This is a genomic window from Bacillus pumilus (assembly GCF_009937765.1).
Lineage (GTDB): Bacteria > Bacillota > Bacilli > Bacillales > Bacillaceae > Bacillus > Bacillus pumilus_O.
Genome location: NZ_CP047089.1, coordinates 2,101,146 through 2,121,417 on the forward strand (window position 1 = coordinate 2,101,146; position 20,272 = coordinate 2,121,417).

Here is a 20,272-nt window from a genome sequence, read left to right on the forward strand (position 1 = left end):
TTCATCTATGGGAGGAAAACAGCAATGAATTTAATTCGGAATCAATGGAAAGACATTGTAACGAGCAAAAAACTACTGATCCCGATTTTAGCTGTCTTATTTATTCCGCTGATTTACAGTGGTGTATTTTTAAAAGCGTACTGGGACCCTTATGGTACAGTTGATCAATTGCCTGTGGCGGTTGTCAACTTGGATGAAGGCAGTCATTACGACGGGAAAACCCTTCAAGTCGGCGATGATTTAGTAAAGGAATTAAAGAAAAACGACAATTTCAAATGGAATTTTGTCGATAGTCATGACAAGGCGTTAAAAGGATTAAATAACGAGGACTATTATCTCGTTGTGGAAATACCAAAGGACTTCTCGAAAAATGCAAGTACAGTGCTAGAGAAACATCCGAAAAAATCGAATCTGAAATATTATACGAATCCGGGCGCCAACTATGCGGCGTCACAAATTGCGAATAATGCCATTATCAAATTAAAAGATTCGGTTTCAAAGGAAGTCACAAAAAATTACGCCGAGGTCATCTTTGATAACTTCAAAACCATTGCAAAAGGATTAGATCAAGCAAGCGATGGCGCGAAGAAAATTGATGACGGAACAAAAAGCGCAAAAGATGGCAGTACGAAGTTAAAAGACAACTTAGCCAAATTAGCTGAGGGTACACTAACCTATAGCGAAGGGGTTCATCAGTTCGCAGGGAAAATGGGTGAACTGAACACAGGCATACAGTCTCTAGACAGTGGGCTTGGTCAGCTTTTAACAGGCTATCAAACCATTGATCAGAAATTTGGAGAGCTTGGTTCAGGAATTGATACATTAACCGAAGGGTTGAACACAAGCCGAGAAGGACATCAGCAGCTCGCTTCTAAAATGCCACAATTCACAGCAGGCATTGAGCAGCTGAACAACAAAGCACAATCTTTTTCAGAAAAAATTGCAGCAGTAGAAAAAGTCTTATCGTCACCAGAATTAGCGAATCTTGAAAAGATGGCGCCTAAACTCGATCAGGTGAAAAAAGACGCAAAAACGTTCAGTACAAAACTTGCTTCACTAAAAGAAGCATTATCAAATCGAGATGCGAAAGTAAAAAGCATTATCCAAAACAGCTCTATGACAGATGAAGAGAAAAAGGCGGCAACCGATCAGCTAAACAGTCTGCCTAAAATCGAACTGCCTGATCTGTCTGGACTCGAACAAAGCTTAGCGGCCTTGCAGGAACTGCCTGATGCAAGTGAGGTTCAATCAGCAGTTGCATCTGCAAAAGCGCAGCTGCAGCAAGTCAAACAGCTGCCTGAGAAAACAGAACAGCTGTACACGTCTACAGTCGCGATACAAAATGCGATCGACCAAATGACATCTGGTACGAATAAATTGTATCAAGGTGCACTGAAGCTTCAAACAGGTCAAGGTCAATTACAAGATGGTCTCGAAACAGCAAATGGAAAACTTGATACGGCGAAAAGCGGAGCGGATAAGCTTGCCAATGGATCAAGTCAGCTTAGCGCAGCGTTAAATAAGCTAGAAAGTGGTTCAACAAATATCCAAAGCAATACATCTAAGCTTGCCGAAGGCTCAAAATCACTTGATAAAGGATTAGGAGATTTAAAGAGCGGTACAGGTAAACTGTCCAATAAATTGAAAAGCGCTGCTGATGAAACAGGTAAAATTGATGCAAATCAAGACAATTACAACATGATTGCAAGCCCTGTTAAAACAGAAAACGATACAGCAAAAAAGATTGATAATTATGGAACAGGGCTCACGCCTTATATTTTATCGATGGGACTCTTTGTTGGGGCTCTCATGCTCACCGTTGTATTCCCAATGAAAGACCCTGCTGGCCGCCCTAGAAATGCGTTTGAATGGTTTGTCAGCAAATATAGTGTGCTTCTGCTTGTTGGTATCCTTCAAGCAGTCATTGCAAGTACAATGCTCATCTTTGGGCTTGGTCTTGAGGTGGAAAGCCTCTGGCGCTTCTATCTCTTTGCGATCGTCGTCAGTCTGACATTCTTAGCGATTATTCAGCTGCTAGCGACAACAATGGGGAACCCAGGACGCTTCATTGCCGTCATTATCTTAGTTCTTCAGCTCGCAGCAAGTGCTGGCACATTCCCGCTTGAGCTTGTACCGAAATTCTTCCAAGTCATTCATAGTCTGCTTCCAATGACGTATACGATCAATGGATTTAGAACGATCATTGCAAGCGGTGATGATAGCTATTTATGGCACCAAGCAGCGATTCTTGGTACAGTTGCGATCATCATGATGGCGGCAACAACTGCATACTTTGCTTGGAACGTAAGAAAAATGAAACAAGACGAAGCTTAATCAATGAATCCTTTCTCTTAATAGAGGAAGGATTTTTGATTTGAAATTAGACATCTTGAACCCGAAGCGATATATTTTAAGAAGAGATGCTATAAAAGGCATTCATGGAAGGAATTGCTTTCACACAAAGGAGGAAATGCCGAATGACAACGGAAGTAAACGAAACCGTTCAGCTGATTCAAAAGCTCGTATCGATCCCAAGTCCGTCAGGGAATACAGAAAAGGTGATCGGCTTTGTTGAACGCTTTCTACAAGATGTAAATATTGAGACAAAACGAAATCGTAAGGGCGGCTTAATTGCCACTATTAAAGGAACTGATGACAAGGAACACCGCATGCTGACAGCACATGTCGATACGCTCGGTGCGATGGTAAAGGAAATTAAATCAAATGGACGGCTTCGTCTTGCACTCATTGGGGGCTTTCAGTATAACTCAATCGAAGGTGAGTACTGTGAAATTGAAACATCAACAGGTCATACATACACAGGTACCATTCTTATGCATCAAACGTCCGTTCATGTCTATGCAGATGCGGGAAAAGCAAAACGAAACCAAGAGAATATGGAAGTTCGTCTTGATGAAAAGGTGCAAAATGCAGACGATGTCAAAGCACTTGGCATTCAAGTAGGGGACTTTATCTCATTTGATCCGAGAGTGGAAGTGACGTCATCAGGTTTTATTAAATCCAGATACCTTGATGACAAGGCAAGTGTAGCGCTTTTGCTGCGACTCATCCATCGCATCCAAAAGGAAAACATTACACTGCCGCATACGACGCACTTCTTAATTTCTAATAATGAAGAGATTGGCTACGGTGGAAACTCCAATATTCCAGAAGAAACGGTGGAATACCTCGCTGTTGATATGGGAGCGATCGGCGATGGTCAATCAACAGATGAATATAGCGTGTCTATTTGTGTGAAGGACTCAAGCGGTCCTTATCATTATGGATTACGCAAGCATTTAGCCGCATTAGCAGAAGAGAACAACATTGATTATCGTCTAGATATTTACCCTTATTACGGATCTGATGCATCAGCAGCGATTCGAGCAGGGCATGATATCATCCATGGATTGATTGGTCCTGGGATCGATTCCTCGCATGCATTTGAACGAACACATGAAGATTCTCTTGTGCATACAGCAGATCTTCTTTATCACTACGTTCAATCATCATTAATTACAGCATAAAAAAAGAACCCCATTTATCGGGGTTCTTTTTCATTAGCTTGAAAGCTGTGTTGGTTCAGGTACATCTTGTCCAGTCATCACGCGATGTCCTTTTTCAGGGTCATATTGCCCTTCCCATTTAGACATCACAACTGCTGCAAGTGCATTTCCTGTTAAGTTAACAACTGTACGTGCCATATCCATGATTCGATCTACACCTGCAATAAATGCTAGACCTTCGGCAGGTACACCGATTGTGCCTAATGTGGCAAGTAATACAACAAAGGATGTACCAGGAACGGCAGCCATTCCTTTAGATGTCACCATCAGCACAAGAATAAGTGTGAGCTGCTGGACAATCGTAAGGTCAATGCCGTATACCTGTGCAAGGAAAAGCGCAGCGATCGCTTGATACAAGACGGAGCCGTCCAGGTTAAATGTATAACCGATTGGGATAACGAAAGAAACAATTCCCTTCGGACATCCAATGCGCTCCATTTTATCCATGACTCTTGGTAAAACTGTTTCAGAGCTGGATGTACTAAAGGCAAGAAGCATTTCGTCTTTCATGTAAGCAAGAAATCTGAAAATATTAACGCCAATCATCTTTCCAATAATTCCGAATACAACGATAAGGAAGAGAGCGAGCGCAAAATAAACAAGACCCACAAGCTTACCTAATGAAATAAGAGATTCAAGACCAAATTTTGAGACAGTCACACCAATGAGTGCGAAGACACCAAATGGTGCAGCTTTCATTACAACATTGACGACATGGAACATGGCGTGTGACACACCTTCAAAGAAGGCGAGCACTGGTTTGCCGCGTTCACCAATGGCTGAAACGCCAAGTGCAAATAACACAGTAAAGAAAATAATCGCAAGCAAATCACCTTCCGCCAATGATTGGAAGAAGTTCGTTGGAACGATATGTAGGAACGTGTCAGCAACTGATTTGCTGCTTTGCTCTTTTTCCGTTTCAACATACTGGCTAATATCTTGTTTTTCCGTATGACCAAAGTCAACGCCTGCACCAGGTTGAACAAAGTTTGCAAGCACAAGACCAAGAATAATCGCAAATGTTGTGATAATTTCAAAATAAAGAATGGTTCTAAAACCAAGTTTCCCTACCTTTTTACCATCACCGGCACCTGCAACACCTAAAATTAAGCTAGATACGACAATTGGTATCACAATCATCTTAATGAGTCTTAAGAAGAAGTCTCCAATTGGTTTTAAATAAGTCTCAACGCCTGGGTTACCGAAAAAGATTGCCCCAACAACGACACCGAGAATAAGACCGATTAGGATTTGTGTAGCTAATCCAAATTTTAATTTTTTCATAGATTTCCTCCCTAACATATTCATTAAAGGAATATTCCCATTATATTAAGTTTTAATATATGAATTAAAGTATAACTAAAATTAAAGAGTTTCGTCCACGATTAAATTATATTGAGAAAATACAAAATTGTTTGAAAAAATGAACACTTAGAACCTCCATTATTGATTCAAGTCAATAAAAAGTGCCTTCTGAACTAAAACTCATCAGATGAAAATACTAAAAAACCCTTTTGTGACAAGGGTTTTACCTTTTTACCTATTTTTCAGAAAAAATAAAAAGCACTTTTGACTCCAACTGATGAAGGAGGAAAAAAGTGCTTTTTAATTCAATTTTTTACCTTATTTAAGATAACTTACTTGTGAGCATTCCTCACATTCATTACCGTAACACTCATGTTGTTCCATTAAATCATTTCCACATTTTGTGCATTTTTTTGAGGGCAAATTTCTAAAAAACTCTGTGATTTTTCCTAGCATTTGTCATCCTCCAATACGTTTTGTTGTTATCATTGTATTATAACAGATTAATAATTGTCAATCTGTTTTGTAACAATAGGCAAGAAGAATGCTTTTTCCATGAAAAATGGGTATATTGTAAGATGGGGACTTTTAGAAAAGGAGGGAAAAATGACGATGAAATTAACTGTCATTGGATGCTACGGAGGGTTTCCTGCCGCTGGTGAAGCAACGTCAGGGTATCTTTTTGAATCAGATGGCTTTCGTCTGCTTGTAGACTGCGGAAGCGGTGTTCTTTCCAAACTGCAGCAATACATTGATATAGAAGAACTTGATGCTGTTCTCCTTTCTCATTATCACCACGATCATATTGCAGATATCGGACCACTCCAATATGCGAAGCTAGTGGGATATCATTTAGGAAAAAGCAGCGGTCCGCTTCCAATCTATGGACATACGGGTAATCAAGAAGCATTTGGGCGGATTGCGGATGATGTACATACTAAGGCTAAGGCTTATCAGCCAGAAGAGGGTATTCAAATTGGTCCATTTCAAATCAATTTTTTGAAAACAGTTCATCCAGCAGAATGCTATGCGATGAGAATTCAGGCAAAGGATGCTGTGGTGGTGTATACAGCAGACTCAAGTTATCAGGAGGCATTTGTCCCTTTTAGCAAGGATGCAGATTTACTCATTGCTGAAAGTAACTTCTACGCTGGACAGGACGGATCGAGTGCAGGACATATGAATAGTACAGAGGTTGGCAAGCTTGCAATGGAAGCAAATGTTGGGGAACTGATCATCACCCACCTGCCCCATTTTGGCCGTCATAAAGACCTAGTCAATGAAGCACAGGCGTTATATACTGGCAATATACAGCTTGCCCATTCAGGGCTTAGATGGAACAAGGAAGGAAGATAGAGATGCTGTTTATCGATAACGAACAACATTATGATCCAATGATTAATTTGGCAATTGAAGAATATTGCTTAAAATATTTAGACCCAGAAGAAACGTACTTGCTGTTCTATATTAACCAGCCGTCAATTATCATTGGAAAGAACCAAAATACAATAGAAGAAATCAACACAAAGTATGTGGAAGACAACGGCATCAAAGTTGTCCGCCGCCTGTCCGGTGGTGGCGCAGTTTACCATGACAAAGGAAACTTAAACTTCAGTTTTATCACAAAAGACGATGGGGACAGCTTCCATAATTTTAAAAAGTTCACGGAGCCAGTCATTCAGGCGCTAGAAAAACTAGGCGTCAAAGCTGAATTAAGTGGTAGAAATGACATCATGGCAGATGGTCGGAAAATTTCAGGAAATGCCCAGTTCGCGACAAGAGGACGTATTTTCAGCCATGGTACACTGCTATTTGATTCAGAAATTGAACATGTTGTTTCGGCTTTAAATGTGAAAAAGGAAAAGATTGAATCAAAAGGTATTAAATCCATTAGAAGCAGGGTTGCCAATATTAGTGAATTAATGGATCAAAAAATGACAACAGAAGAATTCAGAAAAATTCTGTTAAGCTACATTTTCGACACAAATGGGGATGTCCCTCAATATCAATTGACTGAGAAAGATTGGGAAAAGATTCACGAGATTTCCCGGGAACGATATCAAAAATGGGAATGGAACTACGGCCGTTCACCGAAATTTAATTTGCAGCATTCTAAGAGATTTTCAGCAGGCTCCATTGATCTTCGATTAGAAGTGAAAAAAGGGATGATCCAGGATTGCAAAATCTTTGGTGATTTCTTTGGTGTAGGGGATATTGCTGATATTGAAAAAAGACTCATTGGGCAGCAATACGATCGCAAAACGATCAGCGACGTATTAGAAGATATGGACATGCGCCACTACTTCGGCAACGTATCAAAAGAGGATTTTCTTGATTTGATTTATTAAGAGAGACAAGCACTGCTAGAGATAGCGGTGCTTTTTTTGATTGAAAGAAATGAAAGCGATTTACATTTGATCTTGTGAATTTTTTCGATTGTCTATTATAATAGAAAGGAGGAATGTTTGGCCATAAAATGAATGGTCATTCATTCATTGATGACATGTAAGGGGTGGGAGAATGGATTTGATCAAAAACCTAGAGCAGACGGCGATGACGAAGGGAGAAGATATCGCACTGATCTTTGAAGGAAATCAGATGACCTATCGAGAGCTCATGACAAGTATCGAGCGCTTTGCAGATGGCTTAGTGAGCGAAGGGTTTCAAGCTGGGGATCATCTTGCGCTTATTTTAGGAAATTCACCGCATTTTGTCATTTCTTTTTTTGGTGCCTTAAAGGCAGGGCTTGTCGTAGTACCAATCAATCCAACATACACGCCTAGTGAAATTGGGTATATGCTGATTACAGGTGATGTAAAAGGGATTGTTGCCCCTGCACAGCTACTGCCAGTGTACGAGCAGGTGTACGAACAACTTCCGTCTATTGAACGGGTGATTATTTGTGCAGAAAATGAATCTGCGTGCAGATCAAGTTTTAAGGAAGTAGCAGATCAACTTGTCTTCTTTGGAAAGCTTGTGTCTGGTCATGCGAAAGAGAACGTGCATCCATCTATTCATCAGGACGATACGGCAGTTATTTTATTTACATCTGGCACGACAGGAAAACCAAAGGGTGCAATGCTGACTCATTTCAACCTGTATTCAAATGCTAGAGATGTTGCTGAGTATCTATCCATTGATGAAAAGGACAAGGTCATTGCTGCATTGCCGATGTTCCACGTATTTTGTTTAACGGTTTGTATGAATGCACCATTGATTCATGGCGCGACCATTTATGTTCTACCGCATTTCAGCCCATCAGAGCTTTTGCGTATGATGGAAAAAGAGAAACCAACGTTATTTGTGGGTGTTCCGACCATGTATAACTATTTGTACCGCCAGGAAGGGCATGAGGATGCGATGTCCTCTGTGAGGATTTGTATATCAGGCGGTGCCTCAATGCCTGTTGCTTTACTTCACGGTTTTGAGAAAAAATTTGGTGTCACGGTGCTGGAGGGTTACGGATTATCAGAAGCTTCTCCAGTAACTGCATTCAATCCTCTTGATGGAAAAAGAAAACCCGGTTCAGTCGGGACCGACATTATGAATGTGAAGAATAAGATTGTGAATGAACTAGGAGAAGAAGTCGGTCCAAATGAAGTCGGAGAGCTCATAGCAAAAGGACCCAACATTATGAAAGGCTATTATCAAATGCCAGAAGATACTGAAGCTGCACTAAGAGACGGGTGGCTGTACACTGGCGATTTAGCGAGAAGAGATGAAGAAGGATACATTTATATTGTCGATCGAAAAAAGGATATGATTCTTGTTGGCGGTTATAATGTGTATCCAAGAGAAGTAGAAGAAGTGCTTTATCAACATGAAGCTGTAGCAGAAGCTGTTGTCATCGGTGTGCCAGATCAGAACACCGGAGAGGCTGTCGTCTGTTACATTTCCCCTAAGAAACATGCTCACATCGATCAAGAAGACATCATCACACATTGTTCACGCTTTTTAGCGAAATATAAGCAGCCCCAAACGATCCATTTCATAGATGATATTCCAAAGAACACAACAGGTAAAATTTTAAGAAGAGCACTAAAGGAAAAGTATCAAGCAGAGGAAAGTAAATAAGAAAAGGGAGTCTCTTATGAAGAGGCTCCCTTAGTTTGTTGAGGTATATCACGCTGTTAAAAAGACAATGAGATAAAATTTCAGCTCTTTTGAATGGCTTCTTTTAACTGTTTCTGAAAAGATTGAGACTGTTTTTGATTCAGCTCATAATAAGTCCCATCTACTAAAAAAACAACCTGCGAACGGTTTGTCCAAAGCTGAAAGGTGGTGCCGTTTGTTCGGCCGTACATCACCTTGGCGATATAATCTGGTTCTTTTAGATTTTTCTTGAGATGATTACTTGTTTGTTTGCCTTTATTTAATTCTTCTATTAAATCTTCTGCTGTGTCCTTATCGTCTATTTCATAAGAAATGGATTCTCTTTTAGATGAAAGGAGCAATTTTTCTGCTCGATTCTCATCAAAGATTTCGCCTGTCCGACTGAATACATAAAAGAAGGTAATAAGTAAAAGTCCAAAGATCACAATTCCTGCAAGGATTTTCTTCATTTCGATCCTCCAACACTCTATTTTATATGTAGCATCTCCGATTTTCGAGTAGCATAATCATTTTTTTCGAGAAAGCTTTTTCAGATAGGGCATGCTATGATGGAGCCACATGAGACAGGTTCTAAACAAAATACTGGATGATTAGAATAGAGAGAGGGATGGAAAGGAGGCTGACCTGTGCGAGTACGTAAATGGGTAGCTCTTGCAACGGTAGCATACATATTGTACGGTCTTTTTATTTATTCTTATTTGTTTCTATTTGGGGATGCATCGGTTCCTGACAGTGTAAAAGGAACAAGTGCAGATCCGCATACCTTTATGACAAGCCATGAGCTTGTCATCAGCGAGCATTTCTCGAACATACGTAACTTGCTGTTTTTCATGACAATTCCATTAGATTGGTATGTCTTTTTTCTTCTGCTCATTTCAGGGTTTTCACGAAAATTAGCAGACTGGAGCCTGACAGCAGCTCGCTTCACATTTTTAAGCAAACTTGTATACGTGTTTGTGCTGTCATTTTTGACAATGCTGATTTCATTTCCTATTAAATGGATTGGCTATCAGCTGTCTTTGCACTACGGAGTATCTGCTCAAAGTACGGCAAGCTGGTTGAAAGATCAAATTCTAGATTTCTGGATTCAATATCCGCTTCTTGCCCTATGTGCAATTGTATTCTTTTGGCTTATTCAAAAAAGAAGAAAACGCTGGTGGCTGTATGCTTGGTGTTTAACAGTCCCATTCACACTATTTCTCTTCTTTATACAGCCGGTCGTCATTGATCCGTTATATAATCATTTTTATCCACTAAAGGATCAAGCTCTTGAGAACAAGATCTTAACACTTGCAGACAAAGCTCATATCCCAGCGGATCATGTATATGAGGTCAATATGTCTGAAAAAACGAACACGATGAATGCTTATGTCACAGGGATTGGTGAGAATAAGCGTATTGTGTTATGGGATACGACACTGCAAAAGCTGAAAGATCGCGAAATTTTATTTATCATGGCACATGAAATGGGACATTACGTCATGAAGCATGTCTATATAGGATTAGCAGGATATCTAGTACTGTCGCTTGCGGGATTTTTTGCGATCGACCGTCTCTATTTTTATTTCTATCGTAAGGGAGCAGTTTTATTTCGGCTGAGGGAGCCGCGCGACATCGCTGCTCTTCCGCTTCTTCTCATGATTGTATCAGTGCTTTCATTTACAGCTTCACCTTTTACAAATGCAGTTTCAAGACATCAAGAACGTGCAGCTGATGAGTATGCGATAAACCTGACAAAAGACGGAGAGGCAGGGGTGACGTCTTTCCAAAAGCTTGCAAAATCAGGGCTGTCTCAGGTGAATCCGCCACTTTTAGTGAAGGTCTTCCGCTACGGACACCCAACGATGATGGAGAGAATCATGGAGATGGAAGCAGCGGAAAAAGAGAAAGCGTCGAGGAAGCAATAAATAAAATCCGGCTGCATCAGCCGGATTTTTTTCGTTCTTGTTTAGTTAGAAGCCGCTTGAACGTTGATTAACCCTTTTCCGTAATAGAAGGAGTTACCAAGCGGTGTTGCTGTGTTTTCTAAGCGCTGGCGAACCTGAGTAGTTGATAGATTCGGGTACTTAGAAAGAATAAGCGCTGCTGCTCCTGCTACATGAGGAGACGCCATAGATGTTCCAGTATAAGATGTGTATCCACTGCTTGGTACTGTACTTAAAATAGAAGTACCAGGTGCAGAAACATCTAATTCAGGACCTGCGCTGGAAGACGAGTTTCTGACATTGCTGCTGTTCACATTAGCAACGGCAATGGTAGAATCATACTTTGCTGGATAGCCAACTGTACTTGTAGAACCAGTAGAACCTGAGTTACCTGCAGCCGCCACAACAACGACTCCGCGGTTATTCGCTGTATCAACGGCATTTTTAAGTGCTGTTGAACCGTTTGGTCCGCCTAAGCTCATGTTGATGACATCCATATTATTGGCTACTGCCCATTCAATACCGCTAATGATCCAGCTATATTGTCCGTCGCCATAGCGGTCTAATACTTTCACAGCATATAGAGAGGCACTTGGAGCGACCCCAAGAACACCAATTGTGTTATCAAGGGCAGCGATCGTTCCGGCTACGTGAGTTCCATGTGATTGAAAGTCTTGGGTGGCATTTGGCTCTGAAGGGACGAAGCTGGCACCGCCTGCAACATTTAAGTCAGGGTGTGCAGCGTGGATGCCAGTATCAAGGACAGCTACTTTGACATTAGCACCTTTATAACCTTGAGCGTGTACAGCTGGAGCTTTGATTTGAGGGATTCCATAAGGGACGGTTTGTGCATATGCTTCTGCTTTGTGGTCTTCTTCTACGTAAGCAATGCTAGGGTCATGTTCAAGTTTTTTCGCGGCTTGTTCTGACATCTTTACTTGTGCGGCATTAATGAGACGATATTGCTTTTCTAGTTTTCCACCATTTTGAGTGACGGCTTGTTTCTTAGAGCTGTTTGTGGTGGCGGAGGCTTTAAAGCCAACAATATAGCTCTTTTCACTATCTGACTTTGAGACCGTCTCGGCATTTGCCATGGAGCCTCCAAATCCTGCTGAAAACAGAAGAGGGACAGCCAATAAAACACTTGTCATCACATTTTTCTTTTTCACGCACAATCCACATCCCTTTTTTCTTATTTCAGAATAATCATCCGTAGTCTATAAGAATGAGACGTTTGATTATTCTGTATATTCAGTTTAAGGGAAGTAGGCAAATAAGAGTAGACCTGAATTTTTGTGAAAGTCCTAGCGAAAATTGGGGAATTAAGTCACTTGGAAATAGTGGTAAAATATGTTTATTCTACTGTTTCAGCGATTATCTATTAAAAAGGAAGTATGCTATTTTTCTTATGATCCATTATCGGAGAAATATTCGATACCCGAAAAGCCTTAAAATAGGTAGAAACGTCTAGCAGCTATTTCGAATTTCGATATAAAAAAATATTATTTTATCATTGTTTTTGTCATTTAAAAAAGAACCTGTTTCTATAACAGGTTCTTTAAGAAGGGGAGGATTGAGTTAAATGGCTAACCACATTGTAATCAAGCACCTTCCATTTACCATCTTTCCATTCCACATAATTTAAGCAAGCATTGACGAGTCTCGTGTTCTCAAGACCCAAATGTTCATCAGCTAAGGTGGTGAGCAAAGCATGGATGGCAGCGCCGTGTGCTACGATCAGGACTTGTTGATTTGGATAGGCTGCTCTGACTTTTTCAATGCCTTCTACCATTCGATCTTGAATCGTCTCAAGCGGCTCCATATTTGGATACTGTTTATTTGGAAACAGCTTTTGACGCTCCTCAAATGACATGCCTTCAGCATCGCCATAATCACGCTCAATGAAATCATCCATGATGACAAGAGGCGCATCTACATGTTTTAAAATCAAGTGTGCTGTTTCTTTTGCCCTTGTGAGTGGACTGGAAATGACAACATCCCAATGGGCATCTTTTAAATAAAGGCCCGTTTGTTCAGCCTGCCATTTACCAGTATCATTTAAAGGGATATCTGTTCGTCCTTGAATTCGTTTCGCTGCATTCCAATCTGTTTCCCCATGTCTGACTAGGCAAATTGTTGTCAATCAAATCCCGCCTTTTCTCTCTTTTCTTCTATTATACTAAAGCAGAAGAAAAAAGACTGGATTAGCGATTTGTGAGATTTGTTAAGGATTCGACTGAGCTGGCAACTTGGGAGACCGTTTGTTTGACTTCCTTCAATTCGTTCAGGAAGGTTTGAAGGTCTATTTCAATTTTTCCATTTTGATTTTTGCTTAAGTTCATGCTGCTGACGATATCATCGAAGAGTGAATTGATTTGGGTCATTTTTTCTTTACTATCTGTCACGAGTAAATTCACGTCCCCAATGTGCTGAGACACAATGGAGATTTGGGAATTGGTATTGTTGACGAGTTCAGACACGGTTGAAACCGTTTTCTTTGTGTCCTCTGATAATTTACGAACCTCATTTGCGACGACAGCAAAGCCTTTTCCGTGTTCACCTGCTCGTGCAGATTCGATTGACGCGTTTAAAGATAATAAATTCGTCTGTTCTGCAATGCCTGTGACAATCCCAAAGATTTGTTCAATCTGTTTGGCGATTTCTTCTAAACGCTTAATTTCTGTTTCAATCTTTGTCATGCTGCCATCAATTTGGTTCATTTGAGTTTGTTGAATCTCTAATTCTTTTTTACCACCGATCGATTTTTCCTCGACTTGTGCTGAAATTTGTGTGCCAGCTTGCGACATATCTGCCATTTCATCAGATTTTGATACAAGCTTGTCCACAGCATTTGTTGTGTTTGAGAAGAGCGAAGCAAGCGAGTTTGATGTTTCTGTGATTTTTGTATGAAGCTCCTGTTGCTGCAGTTCTGCTTCATCACGAATTTTAGAATATTCATTTTGGAATGTATCCAAAACAAGCTGCTGCTCTAAATTTAAAATTTTCGTCGTCGCTTTCACTGCTGTCTGATATTCTTTGAAGTCTTGGATATGCTGAGCAAATAAGTCCATAATCGATAGCAGAAGATCCTGGAATGCGGCCATATACCACTTAGGCTGGAGGCCAATCCGCAGATGAACTTGTGCAATTTTAATTCGTTTTGCCACATAGGCTTCATCAACCACACCTGCAAACATTTCACTAATATGGATGCGAAGTGTTTTTTTCAGACGCTCGACAGAACTATTATCTTGAATGATATGCATCAAAGAAGACTCGACTTCTAAATTTTTATAAAATTTATCAACGATATGTGCAATATCTTCCTGAACAATTGAATTGAGCTGATTTAGAATCAATAAGTCATTCTGCGTCAGGTCAATCATTTTGATTTGTTTCGCGATATCCGTATTGTCAGAAAAATTGATACGTTTTATTCCATCATCCTGCTTAGTGAAAAAAGCAGTGTTTTTTCTTTTCGTCTCTTTTTTAAATAACAATGTTTTTGTCCCCCCATAATCATCACAAATTATCAGACTTTATATTATTTATCGGATAATATTGGATTTTTTAAAGGGAATCAGTAAAATTTTACTGTTCTTTATAAGACCTTTTTAGTGGTTTCTTTGCTGGACCTTCTACTACTTCTCCAGTAATCGAGAACCGTGAACCGTGACAAGGACAATCCCAAGTGCGGTCACTATTATTCCATGCGACTTCACAGCCTAGGTGAGTACACGTTGTATCAACAAGAAAGATGTTCCCGTCCTCTGATTTAAAGGCGCCACATTTTTTATGTTCATAAGAAACAATGCCGCCTTCTCCTGGCTTTAAATCATCAATGGTTTGATCGGTTCGTTTTAATTTACCACTGATGAGATTGGCAGCGACATTGCTGTTTTCTTTAACGAAATCTTTGACGAAAGAATCAGAAACAGGTCTTGATGGCGTGAAAATGGATTCGTATGGATTCGATTTTCCTTCAATCAAATCCCCGATAAGAGTAGCTGCGACATGGCTTGTCGTCATGCCCCATTTTCTAAAACCGGTCGCAACAAAGATATTTTGATGGTGTTTGGTTAGGCGGCCAATGTAAGGGATTTGATCCATTGTGACCATATCGTGTGTCGACCAGCGATACAGCACCTCTTCAATTCCAAGGGTAGCTTCTCCAAAACGTTCTAATCCTTCATAGTGAGCAGATTCATCCCCACCTTGTCCAGTTTTATGACCTTCTCCTCCGATGAGCACCACTTCCTCACCATGCCATTCTGCCGTTCTTAAAGATTGAGCAGGCTGATCGATCCCTAAGTACATTCCGTCTGGGAGTGGTTTTGTTGTTTTGGCTGCTACTACATACGATTGCTCTGGGTGAATACGCGTGAAATAAAGTCCTTTTCCATCATAAAAAGGAAAGTGTGAACAGGAGATGATATAGCGGCCTGTCAGATGATGGCCGTCTTTTGTGATGACAGCAGGGCGGTTTCCTTCTTTCACGTCAACAGCAGTCGTCTGTTCATAAATACGTACACCTCGCTCTACAAGCTGGTCAATGAGTGCATTGAGGTAATGAAGGGGATGGAACTGTGCCTGCTGCGTCATTGCTAGGGCAGCCTTGATGTCAGCAGCAAAAGGAAGGGCTGTTTTCCATTCCCGATCAATCCCAAGCTGTTTGTAGGCATCTAATTCCTTTTTTAATTTTTTGACACCACTTTCTTCCTTTGTATAGAGGTATGCATCTTTGACTTCTAGCTGACAATCAATGTCGTACTTTTTGACGCGAGCTTGAATCAGCTCTTTTGCATTCTCATTCGCTTCTACATACAACCGGGCTTTGGGCATACCAATTTGCTGGATCAGCTCATGGTAGTACACATCGTGCTGTGAGGTAATCTTAGCTGTCGTATGTCCAGTCGTACCTTGTAGCAGTTGATCAGCATCAATGATGATGACATCCAGCCCGCGTTCTGTCATTTCAAACGCGGTAGCGATACCGGTAATACCGCCGCCAACAATGATGACATCTGCTGTGAGATCCTCATGAACAGCAGGAAAAGAATGCTTTTGACTATCCGCTATCCATAACGATTTTGCCTGTTCCAATCCTTTATGTTCTTGTTCCATATTGTCGCCTCCAGTTAGTCACTTGTTGTGTATAATTTTTCCACAATGAAGAAAATCATACATTCGAAAGGAAACTAGTTCGACATACATAAAAAAATAGCCAACACATAAAAATAAACAAGATAAAAGGAAGGAGTGATCAGACGTGTCAACAAAGCAGCCGAAGAAAACATTGCCGCCTCAGCATCAAAGTGAGCGTCCAGGTCTTGAATATAAAATGAATCCAAGGCCTGTTTTTGATCGAGAGATGCCGGATAAAAAGTTAGCAGGAAAAACAGCCATAGTGACAGGTGGAGACAGCGGGATTGGAAGAGCGGTGTCGGTTTTATTTGCGAAGGAAGGCGCCAATGTCGCCATTGTTTACTTGAGTGAGCACCGTGATGCAGAGGAAACGAAGGACTATATTGAAAGGGCGGGAGGTCAAGTCATTTTAATATCAGGTGATTTAGGAGATGAGGCATTTTCGAATGAGGTTGTCAAAAAAACAAAAGATGCTTTCGGTTCCATTGATATTTTGGTGAACAATGCCGGGGAACAGCATCCGCAAAAAGGCATTGAACAGATTACCTCACATCAGCTTCTTCGAACATTTCAAACGAATATTTTTGCCATGTTTTATTTAACAAAAGCGGTACTTCCTCATTTGAAGAAAGGAAGTAGTATCATTAATACCGCATCTGTCACAGCCTATAAAGGGCATGAAACCTTGATCGACTATTCATCTACAAAAGGGGCAGTCGTGACATTTACGAGATCATTATCTTTATCGCTCATTAAACAGGGAATCAGAGTAAATGGGGTAGCACCAGGCCCCATTTGGACACCGCTTATTCCGTCGACCTTTACGGAAAAGGAAGTCTCTGAATTTGGCGGAGATGTTCCAATGGAGCGTCCTGGTGAGCCAGTAGAGCTTGCGCCGAGTTATTTATTTTTAGCGAGCGAAGACTCCTCTTATATAAATGGACAAATGCTTCATGTAAATGGCGGAACCATTTTAAATGGATAAACAAAAAACTTGCGGTAAAGAGACGAGTTGCTGTCTCTTTGCCGCAAGTAAAATCATCATGATTAATGTAAGCAGTGTTCTGCATATTGAGCTGACAGGTCGTTGAATCGCTTTTCATCACGCTGATCCAGTGCCTTATCAATCTCTTCTCTAAGGAAGGTTAAGCGCTGTTTATAAAGCGCCTCATCTAAAACCATTTGAATATAGATGTCTAAAATCGTCACGCCGTTTTCTTCGGTTTTTTGGGTGTTGCGGGACTTCATGAGCTCAGCATACGTTTTTTTCTCTTTCATAAAGAATCCCCCCGATGCCTTTTTTATAGTATATGGATTGGTGAAGAAAAAATCAACAAGAATTTATAATTTTTAGACAATTTATTTTTGAGCGAAATCGACACCTCTTGTCCAATCGACACGATGTGATATATCTTTAAAAAAGTCTTTTCGATAGATCGAATGGACTAAATAATACGATAAAAAAATGATTTTTAATAAATTTTGAAAAAATCCTGTCGTTTCTTATATGTTGGTGATAGATTAATAGTATCTAAATAACCAAAAATTAACACAGGAGGAAATGAAGTGTCAGGAATTAGTGAAACACCTTTAGATTCATACGTCATTAATCAAGCAACAATGGCGGTCCTTCCGGTTGAAGAAGGAAAAAGAGTATATTCAAAAGTCATAGAAAGAGAGACAAGCTTTTATGTTGAATTAAAACCTCTGCAAATTATTGAACGCAGCTGCCGATTCTTCGGCTCAAGCTATGCAGGCAGAAAAGCGGGAACATATGAAGTAACAGGTATTTCTCACAAGCCTCCCATTGTGATTGACTCATCCAATCATCTGTATTTCTTCCCAACTTATTCATCCAATCGTCCTCAGTGCGGCTGGATCTCCCACAAATACATTCATACCTTCCAGGAATCATCCCTCGGAGACACGGTGGTCATCTTTACAAATGAGCAAACCGTCAAACTTGATGTCTCATATAAATCATTTGAGAGTCAGGTGCACAGAACAGCGTATCTCCGAACAAAATTTCAAGATCGTCTTGATGGTGGTCTTCCTAAAAAACAAGAATTTATGCTGTATCCAAAGGAACAACAGCTCAACCTTGTATACGATTTTATATTAAGGGAGCTACGGAACAGATATTAATTAAAACCAGCGGCTGTACTGCCGCTGGACTCCTTATGTTTCGCATATCGCCTTCCTTTCTCGAAGAAAAAAAGATTGATAATTGTATAATAAATTATATAATTTAAATATAATGTATAAAATTTTATATAATGAATGGCAGAGAAGGGGGATTTGATGATGACTTATGATGAACTAGATACACCGGCACTATTAATTGATAAACAGGTGATGATGGAGAATCTAATTGCTATGCAGCAATATGCGGACCGTCAGCAAGTCAAACTGCGTCCTCATACGAAAACACATAAGACACCTGGTCTTGCGAAAATGCAGGAAGAGATGGGCGCATCTGGCTTAACCGTAGCGAAAGTAGGGGAAGCGGAAGTAATGGCAGCTCATGGGCTGACAGATATCTTTATTGCCAATCAAATTGTAGGTGAGACAAAGCTGAAGCGAATTCGAAAGCTGGCAGAGTCGATACACATTTCATTTGGAATAGATTGTGTAGAGCATGTGCATCAAATTGAAGATGTCTTTCGTGGAGCAGAGAAAAAAGCAGAGGTTTTAATTGAGATAGAGGTTGGAGAAGAGAGGTCTGGTGTCATTGAAGAGAGTGATTTCCGTCAAATTTTGCAGGCGATAAAGACATGTGATTTCGTTCATTTAAAAGGGATTTTTTCTCATGATGGTCACACATATAAGGCAGAAAGTAAAGCGCATTGTCAGACATTATATGAAGACGCTGTGAATCGAACGCTTCAATTTGCACAGATTGCAACAGAAGCAGGCATGATGCTAGACGTAGTGAGCATAGGATCAACACCGCCGTTTTTATTTCAATTTGATATTCCAAAGGGAGTGACCGAAATTCGCCCTGGCACTTACATCTTCATGGATGCCTCTCAGTCCAATGTGATCGGCACTTTTTCACATTGCGCAGCAACAGTGCTGACGACAGTAATTAGTAAGCCAACAAAGACTCGTGTCATTACAGATGTTGGAGCCAAAGGGCTCACGGCTCAAACCCGTACAAAAGGGCTGACACAAACAAAAGGACTAGGCAAGGTAAAAGACTATGAAGATGTATTTGTTTCCAGTGTATTTGATGAGCATGCCATCATTTATCACGAAGGTTTCCGTCAGGCTGTCCAGATCGGTGAGAAGGTTCAAATCATTCCAAATCATATTTGCCCCGCTGTCAATCTTCATGAAAAAGCTTATCTCATCCAAGATGATGAAGTAGTTGAAGAGCTTGATATTGCTTGTAAAGGTAAACTTCAATAAACCAACAGGACAAGGCGACTTTGTTTGGTATCATCATGATGATACGAAAACATTCACCATGACATGAATTTGTTGAAACCAAATCCATATATCCAGTCGTCTAAAGAGTGTATCGGTAGACTTGCCCTCCAAATGACAGGGAAATGTGGATCCTTAGACGTATTTTCAAGCAATTCCTCATAAATCACAGAAGTGACACGAGCCGTCTGTTACAATAAAAGAAATCATTTCTTGCAAAGTGTTCGTATGTGGTAAAGGATCCTCCTATTTTGACCGATATGAACGAATGGGAATAAGAAATGGAGGCTCTGTATGAAAAAACAATCGCAATTGCTGCTACTATTCACCTTGATAGTGACCTTACTAGCAGCCTGTCAGCAAGCAGGTCAATCGCCTTCAAAACAAGACACTAAAGAAGCTGAGTATGAACAATGGGTTCAGCGTTATATGGATGAGTTAAATGAAGCTTATGAGAACATGACAGACCAATTTATTTCAGATGGACAGGGAAAGATCCAAGCAAATAAAAAACTGCAAAAGGCGACGAAAGCCTTTGATCGTGTGATTCAAAAGGGGCTTACTCATCAAGAAGTTCCAGCCGCTTATCAAAAGGCAGATAAACAATTAAAGACAGGTCTTCATTCATTTGAAAAAGGAATTAGTCAGGTGGAGCAGCTATTAAAGCGTCCAGATCAAGAAAAGCTGTTTATTTCCGCTACACATCATCTGCAAGATGGATTGCAGAGGACAGCTGCATTCATTGAAGAAGTAGGCCGCATTCAGCAATCAACGTAAAAAAGCTTGGAA

18 protein-coding genes and 1 pseudogene are annotated in these 20,272 nt (G+C 40.5%); 10 read left to right on the plus strand and 9 right to left on the minus strand.

Annotated features, from left to right (window positions below; all coding sequences use genetic code 11):
• Nucleotides 1-24 precede the first annotated feature (24 nt).
• Complete coding sequence (locus GPS65_RS10310; protein ID WP_119124650.1) at nt 25-2,334, plus strand: YhgE/Pip domain-containing protein; 2,310 nt, start codon at nt 25-27, stop codon at nt 2,332-2,334.
• 143 nt (nt 2,335-2,477) lie between these two features.
• Nucleotides 2,478-3,527, plus strand: coding sequence for a M42 family metallopeptidase (locus GPS65_RS10315; protein ID WP_161985415.1), 1,050 nt, complete (start codon nt 2,478-2,480; stop codon nt 3,525-3,527).
• 33 nt (nt 3,528-3,560) lie between these two features.
• Here the strand turns inward: GPS65_RS10315 and GPS65_RS10320 are convergent, their stop codons facing one another.
• Complete coding sequence (locus GPS65_RS10320) at nt 3,561-4,850, minus strand: glutamate/proton symporter GltT (protein WP_119124651.1); 1,290 nt, start codon at nt 4,848-4,850, stop codon at nt 3,561-3,563.
• A gap of 339 nt (nt 4,851-5,189) precedes the next feature.
• Nucleotides 5,190-5,327 carry a protein YhfH gene (gene yhfH / locus GPS65_RS10325; RefSeq protein ID WP_008359029.1) on the minus strand — a complete coding sequence of 46 codons (138 nt, stop codon included), beginning with the start codon at nt 5,325-5,327 and terminating at the stop codon, nt 5,190-5,192.
• A gap of 156 nt (nt 5,328-5,483) precedes the next feature.
• Between yhfH and GPS65_RS10330 the strand changes: the two genes are divergently transcribed.
• From GPS65_RS10330 to GPS65_RS10340, 3 genes are all read left to right on the plus strand, one after another.
• The gene (locus tag GPS65_RS10330; protein ID WP_186299634.1) at nt 5,484-6,227 is read left to right on the plus strand and encodes an MBL fold metallo-hydrolase; all 744 of its coding nucleotides are present in this window, start codon (nt 5,484-5,486) and stop codon (nt 6,225-6,227) included.
• A gap of 2 nt (nt 6,228-6,229) precedes the next feature.
• Nucleotides 6,230-7,219, plus strand: a complete 990-nt coding sequence (locus GPS65_RS10335; protein ID WP_012009470.1) for a lipoate--protein ligase — start codon at nt 6,230-6,232, stop codon at nt 7,217-7,219.
• A gap of 172 nt (nt 7,220-7,391) precedes the next feature.
• Nucleotides 7,392-8,945 (plus strand): fatty acid--CoA ligase family protein, encoded by a 1,554-nt coding sequence (locus GPS65_RS10340; RefSeq protein ID WP_119124652.1) that lies wholly within the window; start codon nt 7,392-7,394, stop codon nt 8,943-8,945.
• A gap of 80 nt (nt 8,946-9,025) precedes the next feature.
• Here GPS65_RS10340 and GPS65_RS10345 read toward each other — a convergent pair whose 3' ends face one another.
• Nucleotides 9,026-9,433, minus strand: a complete 408-nt coding sequence (locus GPS65_RS10345) for a YhfM domain-containing protein (protein ID WP_012009472.1) — start codon at nt 9,431-9,433, stop codon at nt 9,026-9,028.
• 177 nt (nt 9,434-9,610) lie between these two features.
• Between GPS65_RS10345 and GPS65_RS10350 the strand changes: the two genes are divergently transcribed.
• Nucleotides 9,611-10,891 carry a M48 family metallopeptidase gene (locus GPS65_RS10350; protein WP_144468237.1) on the plus strand — a complete coding sequence of 427 codons (1,281 nt, stop codon included), beginning with the start codon at nt 9,611-9,613 and terminating at the stop codon, nt 10,889-10,891.
• Between the two features lie 41 nt (nt 10,892-10,932).
• Here the strand turns inward: GPS65_RS10350 and GPS65_RS10355 are convergent, their stop codons facing one another.
• From GPS65_RS10355 to GPS65_RS10370, 5 genes and pseudogenes are all read right to left on the minus strand, one after another.
• Complete coding sequence (locus tag GPS65_RS10355) at nt 10,933-12,078, minus strand: serine alkaline protease SapB (RefSeq protein ID WP_012009474.1); 1,146 nt, start codon at nt 12,076-12,078, stop codon at nt 10,933-10,935.
• A gap of 389 nt (nt 12,079-12,467) precedes the next feature.
• Nucleotides 12,468-13,052 (minus strand): histidine phosphatase family protein, encoded by a 585-nt coding sequence (locus GPS65_RS10360; protein ID WP_144468236.1) that lies wholly within the window; start codon nt 13,050-13,052, stop codon nt 12,468-12,470.
• Nucleotides 13,053-13,113: 61 nt separating this feature from the next.
• Nucleotides 13,114-13,725, minus strand: a complete 612-nt coding sequence (locus GPS65_RS19860; RefSeq protein WP_404841273.1) for a methyl-accepting chemotaxis protein — start codon at nt 13,723-13,725, stop codon at nt 13,114-13,116.
• A 144-nt stretch (nt 13,726-13,869) separates the two neighbouring features.
• Nucleotides 13,870-14,409 (minus strand): annotated as a pseudogene (locus GPS65_RS19865) (protoglobin family protein); the annotation flags it as partial.
• Between the two features lie 91 nt (nt 14,410-14,500).
• Nucleotides 14,501-16,033 carry an FAD-dependent oxidoreductase gene (locus GPS65_RS10370; protein ID WP_119124654.1) on the minus strand — a complete coding sequence of 511 codons (1,533 nt, stop codon included), beginning with the start codon at nt 16,031-16,033 and terminating at the stop codon, nt 14,501-14,503.
• 145 nt (nt 16,034-16,178) lie between these two features.
• Here GPS65_RS10370 and GPS65_RS10375 point away from each other — a divergent pair, with 145 nt between their 5' ends.
• Complete coding sequence (locus GPS65_RS10375) at nt 16,179-17,039, plus strand: SDR family oxidoreductase (RefSeq protein ID WP_012009478.1); 861 nt, start codon at nt 16,179-16,181, stop codon at nt 17,037-17,039.
• Between the two features lie 62 nt (nt 17,040-17,101).
• On the opposite strand, the gene GPS65_RS10380 is transcribed toward GPS65_RS10375, so the two are convergent.
• Nucleotides 17,102-17,332, minus strand: coding sequence for an IDEAL domain-containing protein (locus GPS65_RS10380; protein ID WP_003210924.1), 231 nt, complete (start codon nt 17,330-17,332; stop codon nt 17,102-17,104).
• A gap of 288 nt (nt 17,333-17,620) precedes the next feature.
• Between GPS65_RS10380 and GPS65_RS10385 the strand changes: the two genes are divergently transcribed.
• The 3 genes from GPS65_RS10385 (at nt 17,621) to GPS65_RS10395 (ending at nt 20,260) form a co-directional block, all read left to right on the plus strand.
• Nucleotides 17,621-18,199 carry a competence protein ComK gene (locus tag GPS65_RS10385; protein ID WP_012009479.1) on the plus strand — a complete coding sequence of 193 codons (579 nt, stop codon included), beginning with the start codon at nt 17,621-17,623 and terminating at the stop codon, nt 18,197-18,199.
• Nucleotides 18,200-18,358: 159 nt separating this feature from the next.
• The gene (locus GPS65_RS10390; RefSeq protein ID WP_012009480.1) at nt 18,359-19,465 is read left to right on the plus strand and encodes a D-TA family PLP-dependent enzyme; all 1,107 of its coding nucleotides are present in this window, start codon (nt 18,359-18,361) and stop codon (nt 19,463-19,465) included.
• 312 nt (nt 19,466-19,777) lie between these two features.
• On the plus strand, nt 19,778-20,260 hold the full coding sequence (locus tag GPS65_RS10395; RefSeq protein WP_012009481.1) for a hypothetical protein: 483 nt from the start codon (nt 19,778-19,780) through the stop codon (nt 20,258-20,260).
• Nucleotides 20,261-20,272 lie beyond the last annotated feature (12 nt).